The following is a 5,789-nucleotide window of genomic DNA, read 5'->3' as shown; positions in this document are numbered from 1 at the left end:
ACTAAAACAAGAAAACGACATCATGCGTGATATGGGAATTGAATAATGTTGAACAAAAAACAATCAATACCACAGAGTTGTACGTGGGGAATGGGATTTTTAGAGACCCCCATTAATAAGATGGGGGTACAGGAATTTGAATCCATTCACTCCCATTTGAAAGATGCCGATTTGCCTTTGCCTTTTGAACGTCCATTCGCAGTCCCACATCTACACATGGTCATGACTTCACGCGGGGCTAAACAAGTTCAATGCCGTTTACCTGCTGACAATCAAATTGCAGTCATTGACTGGGTAAATTTCACTGATAGTTGCGGCACTTTAAACCACAAGTTTGTAAATGCGCTTAATGATGATCAAAGCATTAATGAAACAGAATTAAATTTCGCAATCGCTCTAGAAATCGAAAAACATATAGAGCACATCTTCGGATTACAGCTAACACTTGCCGATAAAGGCAAGAAAAACATGTACCAAAGCTCGTTTGAAATTGGCGATAAGTGTGGATTTGTCTGCGTTGGTGGTCAACGAAACACATACCTAGTCATGCTTTCGGGTCGTGGCTGCTCAATGGCCAAAGAGGGTTGGGAACAACGTCTTTATACATTCCTGACAACGGTTGCAACTCGCGGAAAATTAACCCGTGTAGACATTGCTCATGATGACTTTGACGGAAAACGTATCAACGTCGATTGGGGCAACATGATGGATGGCATGGGTGGATTCCAAAACGGCAACCGTCCACCAAACGTAGAGCATAAAGGCAACTGGAAACGTCCAAACGGTCGGGGGCGTACTCTCAACATTGGCTCACGTGAATCTGGCATGTATTTACGTCTGTACGAAAAGGGTCGGGCAGAGGGCGATCCAGACGATAACTGGCAACGTGCCGAAGTTGAATTTAAGTCACGTGACCGAATTTTGCCGTTCACCATGCTTTTGTCACCGTCTGAATATTTTATTGCTGCATATCCATGCTTCCAGATGCTCTCAGAAGATATACAGCCTGAACGTATCGAAACCATGAAAAAGGCAGCTTCAATCAATGCACACGCTGCTTTAGAAATTATCAAAAAACAATACGGCAAATATATCAACGTATTCAAGAAAGTCTTTGAACCTGAAGAACTTATCAACATTATTTCGTGTTCTGACCCGTTGGCTTATCCCAAACGGTTAGACCATGTATTAGTCACTGCAATGAGGATGTAAAAAATGTCACAACAAATGAAAGTAACTATCGTTGGTGCTAAAGCGACAGATTGGAAAGCAGATGACGGTCGTCATTATGACTATGTCACGCTGTTTGCTCTTATCCCTATGGACACCTCTCAAGGCAATGCGGTTGGGCAGGGTGCTGCCGAATTTAAATGGCAAGATTCACGCAATTTAGTCCAGTTAAATGGTCGTAAATTCCCATTTGAAGCGACTTTTGAACTTGACCTAGTGTCTACAGGTCGTACCACTAAGCAAGTGCTTACCAACGTGATTCTTCCACTGAAGGCATAAGTATGAACATCAAATTCGTGCTGTTTGGAAGCGACATCCGCGAATGTCCCAAATGCTTCAATTTAATGCACAAAAATAATATCGCCTCTCATGTAACACGTTGTGGGGGTTAACAAATATGGCGTATGTCTGCGACTCACTAAATGAATTTGGTCAAGGACTAAATTGCATTGAGCACACCGAATTGATAGTCAAATTTCAGATACTCCCTGAAATATCAATTGCTCAGGGCAATGCCATTGGAGTGGCTTTTCTAACAGTCTTTGCGGTTGTCCATATTATTAAGGCAGCCAGAAAGGCAATTTAATCAAACTTTCTTGGGGAAAATACCATGGAAAAAATTGTACAAAAATTTAAACCGACTTTGGCTCAAAAAGCGGGAGTTGTAGCTGTGGCTGGTCTTGCTTCTAACATGGCAAGTGCTGCGGGTGAATATACTGTTGATGTAAGTGCTGTTGTTTCAACAATTACTGGGGGCGTGGCAATTGTTTCTGCAATTGGTCTTGCAGGTTTGAGTTTGGTCGTAGTCATTAAATTGTTCAAATGGGCTAAACAAGCTCTTTAAAAACAAGACCCAAAGCAAGCCTACTTTGAGAGGCTTGCCGAGGGCTCGCAGGCAAGCGAACAAAGAGGCGAAGCAATGTCAATTGAATCTTTTGGAGCGTATTTATCCATTTTGATGTGGATCATGATTGCGTATAAATTATTCTGAGAATTAACAATGAAAAATTTATTTTTGCTTGGGGCATTGTTAATTCCCACAATAGTTTATTCAGCGAATGACCTTGAAAGATGGAATAGCGAAGTCGGTCGTACAGTTCGTCAAGCTCAGTCAGATAAATTAGCTCAGACTACATACAGGGAAATGAGTTCAAAAAATGTGACTGTTTCTCAAGATATGCGTACGGTCTACCCACAAATTGAGACACATGCTCAAGTCGCAGGATCTCGAACCCGTGTCGTTGCTGAAGCAGTCCTTGAAGTTGATAAAGATAAGGTTTGGAAAGATTGGAATAAAAAATTAAATAAATTTGGAAAAGGTACGGCTGCTGGTGTTGCTGGAAGCGTAATTGTTGGCTACATCTTGGATGGTGTTGGTTGGGTCATTGATGAGGGTGGCAAAGTTACTAAAAAGCCTGTTGAAACTGAACTTGGTCCACACCATCAATACTATTTTGCGTCATCTGTTACTACTAAAAAATACATAGATATTAACTCCCTTTGTAAAGGTATTGCTGCTTATTACGGCTGGGAAAAAAATTACTCTTGTACGCTTCGTGGTAATGATGTCTATGTAACAGACCCAACTGGTTATTCTTTTCACTTAGGTCAAAGATTGCCTAATCCTGATTATAAGCCATCAACTCCCCCTCCTCAGAATGTAGATGTTTCTGAAACTGAAAAGGAACAAGTATTAAAAAATCTCTTAAATGATCCTAAATATGCCGATCTTGCTGCTCAAATGATTGCTAATACATATTCAATGGGCCCTGATAATCCTGAACCAGATCCAAATGTTGTCAATGACCTGAAAGACAAGCAAAAAGATGTTTTAAAGTCCGATAACCCAAAAGGTGATGGGAAGACACGTACTGATCCCAAAATCGACACGGGCACACAAGGTCAAGCCGATACCACACCAAAACCTGATACAGGAACAGGGACGAATCCCGATCCAGGCACAACACCTAATCCCAATCCTGATAATGGCTCAACAACAACTTTTACTTTTCCACCTCTATGTGATTATGCGGCTAAATTCTGTGACTGGATGGACTGGACACAGGAGGATAAAGAACTCGAAGAAGCTGAAAAAGAAGAACCCGAAGAATTTGATATAGGCACGATTGATAAAAATCGTTTTCGTGCCAGTGGACAATGCCCAGCACCGATACAGGTGAATGAATCAGTTAGAGCACTAGGCAAAAGTGTTGATTTCGATTTAACGATTGAATGGACTCAAATTTGCAATGTTGCTGAAGACTCAAGCCCTTTGGTCCTGCTGATTTCAACCATTACAGGTCTTCTAATTTTAGTCGGTGGAGGGCGTAGCAGTGAGTCTTAAAGGAATACTGGTCAAGGTTGCCGACTATTCAACTTCAAGGGTAGGTGGGGCAATTCTTAAAAGCCTAGGCTTAGGTTTATTTACCACGGCTGCAATTTTAACGCTTGTCAATCAATGGGTGGATTATGCAGTGAGCAAGTTTAATGGACTGCTTCCTGATTTGTTGTCGATTATGGCATTAGCAAGTTTCCCAGAAGGGCTTTCCATCATTACAGGTTTTATCGTGTTTAAAGCGACATTGATCGCAAATAAAGTACATATTGGCAAAGGGGTAACAGGATGATTTATTTACTTGTAGGACAACCAAGACACGGTAAGTCACAGTTCGCTGCGAAGCTAGCGCATGAAATCCATGAACAAAATTTAAAAATCCAAAAACTGATTGATTCAGGCAAAGCTGATACTGAACAGCATGTAATTCGTAAGATTTATTCGGACATTGATGGTCATGCAGAAAATTGTGAATTTGTAGAAAAAGCACCTGATGACTGGCGTGATACACCTGATAACTCAGTTGTCTTTATGGATGAGATTCATTTAAGACCTGAATACACCGACTCAAATGGTCGAATGTCTCAAAATCAAATGATTGTTGATCTAACAACGCACGGTCACCAAAACAAAGATATTTACTTAATTACTCAAGACCCTGAGCGTTTAAATCGTGGTATTCGTAAACTGGTTGAGAAGATGTATTTATTAAAACGTCCTCCCCAGTTGCCACCATTCACATCGGTGTACATTTTTAGCCGTTGGCTTCGTGATCCGTGGCAAGCAACCAAGAATCCTGACAATTACCACGACAACTATATTTTCAAGTTCAACAAAAAATGGCAGGAAATGTATGAAAGTGCTTCAAAACATACATCGGTAAAATTCCACATTCAGAAAAAGTTCTTCTATGCAGGATTTGCAGTGATTGCAATGCTTACAGGAGCTTATTACTTATTCATGAACTCAGGTGCGAAAGACATCGTAAAAGCAGGCTTAAATCCAACTGCACCGACTGAAATGGCGAATACAGCGAATCAGGCTAATACGGAGATGCAGAAAAAAATTGCAACCTGTATGGAGCAATTCCAATGGACAGAGCAGCAATGCAAAGACATATACGACCACAAGGCACGTGAAGAGAAAAACGCTCAATTACAGGCGTCTACAGGCAATTCTATGGAGCAAGTAGTAATTGATTATGAATATGACCCTGCAAAGCCCTATGACGTGAAATACACGCCTAGATTTGAACCCAAAGACTTTCCACGTTGGGAAAATGTTGCGGTCGTAAATGGTGAATGTATTCCATTGACCCAGCAAGGTACTCGAATGCAAGGTGTGAGCAAGGCTGATTGCTTAAGATTTGCCAATGGTGATAGACCTTTCAATTACTACTATGAAGCCAAAGAAAATAGACCTGCGTATGAATATGCAGCTAAAGAAGTTCAACAAGAACAAGCGACTGTCCAAAATCCTGAAGTAAAAGCAGAGCCTATTCCATTTGGCACAAAACCACCGTCAAACATTAATGGGGCACATTCGCTATGAGAAAACATGATGCTCATGTAAGAGAATATTTGTGGCGAATGCGATTAAAGAGCCGTTATCCTTATCCATGGCCTATAGGTGCTGTTTTCGTTTTTATATTCTTTATTTTTGTAATGGGTATTTACTTTGGATATTCTTATGCGTTTTTTGTAGATGGATTATTTAACTGCATTAAATGATTCAGGTAATTAAAATTTCAAAACCTTCTTTCCCTGATTACAGCTCCCGTTTAAACTCTAAGCGATAAAAACAGAGCGTCCGTATGGCGCGAACTGATTGTAGGGGCTTGATTAAATGAAAGATGTACGTCCGCAAAACGTAGAAGAAAATAGAATAATAGATGCAAATAATCGTCTAAAAGAAAGAGTAGAGGCTAAGCGCTACAAGCGTATTATCAAGTTGAATGCATTGGCTGATAAATACGAAAAGCTGCTTACTGTTTTATCTTGGGTTATAGGTGGTTTGATTGGTTATTGTGTTTATAAATTTATTAAGTATCTGTTCTTATTAGTTATTCAATAAATTTGTTTAAATTGAGCGTATAGGCATAAATAAGATGCCGGTAAAGATTGGTGATATTGATGTTAAGAACTGCTAATGGTTTAATTTTTTGCCAGCTATGTGATTCAGGCGAGAAAGAATTGAATTTAATTGTTGTTTGTGGAAACTCAGT

Annotated in this window: 7 protein-coding genes; all 7 read left to right on the top strand. The window is 40.1% G+C overall.

Features of this window, described 5'->3' with window-relative positions:
• Positions 1-45: 45 nt before the first annotated feature.
• The 7 genes from KVY11_RS16435 to KVY11_RS16405 all read left to right on the top strand — a co-directional run bounded on the left by KVY11_RS16435 (position 46) and on the right by KVY11_RS16405 (position 5,638).
• Positions 46-1,212: a replication initiation factor domain-containing protein gene (locus KVY11_RS16435; RefSeq protein ID WP_218289565.1), complete on the top strand. Its 1,167-nt coding sequence runs from the start codon at positions 46-48 to the stop codon at positions 1,210-1,212.
• A 3-nt stretch (positions 1,213-1,215) separates the two neighbouring features.
• Positions 1,216-1,509, top strand: a complete 294-nt coding sequence (locus KVY11_RS16430) for a hypothetical protein (protein WP_218289564.1) — start codon at positions 1,216-1,218, stop codon at positions 1,507-1,509.
• Positions 1,510-1,840: 331 nt separating this feature from the next.
• The gene (locus KVY11_RS16425) at positions 1,841-2,074 is read left to right on the top strand and encodes a major capsid protein (protein WP_218289563.1); all 234 of its coding nucleotides are present in this window, start codon (positions 1,841-1,843) and stop codon (positions 2,072-2,074) included.
• 156 nt (positions 2,075-2,230) lie between these two features.
• On the top strand, positions 2,231-3,574 hold the full coding sequence (locus KVY11_RS16420; RefSeq protein WP_218289562.1) for a virulence factor TspB C-terminal domain-related protein: 1,344 nt from the start codon (positions 2,231-2,233) through the stop codon (positions 3,572-3,574).
• Positions 3,564-3,857, top strand: coding sequence for a DUF2523 domain-containing protein (locus tag KVY11_RS16415; RefSeq protein ID WP_218289561.1), 294 nt, complete (start codon positions 3,564-3,566; stop codon positions 3,855-3,857). The genes KVY11_RS16420 and KVY11_RS16415 overlap by 11 nt, the downstream gene beginning before the upstream one ends.
• Entirely contained in the window at positions 3,854-5,116 is a 1,263-nt protein-coding gene (locus KVY11_RS16410) for a zonular occludens toxin domain-containing protein (RefSeq protein WP_218289560.1), read from the top strand. The genes KVY11_RS16415 and KVY11_RS16410 overlap by 4 nt, the downstream gene beginning before the upstream one ends.
• A gap of 294 nt (positions 5,117-5,410) precedes the next feature.
• Positions 5,411-5,638, top strand: a complete 228-nt coding sequence (locus KVY11_RS16405) for a hypothetical protein (protein WP_218289559.1) — start codon at positions 5,411-5,413, stop codon at positions 5,636-5,638.
• Positions 5,639-5,789 lie beyond the last annotated feature (151 nt).

This window comes from Acinetobacter sp. CWB-G5 (assembly GCF_019209785.1).
GTDB classification, from domain to species: domain Bacteria; phylum Pseudomonadota; class Gammaproteobacteria; order Pseudomonadales; family Moraxellaceae; genus Acinetobacter; species Acinetobacter johnsonii.
This window is presented reverse-complemented; position numbering and strand designations above follow the sequence as displayed.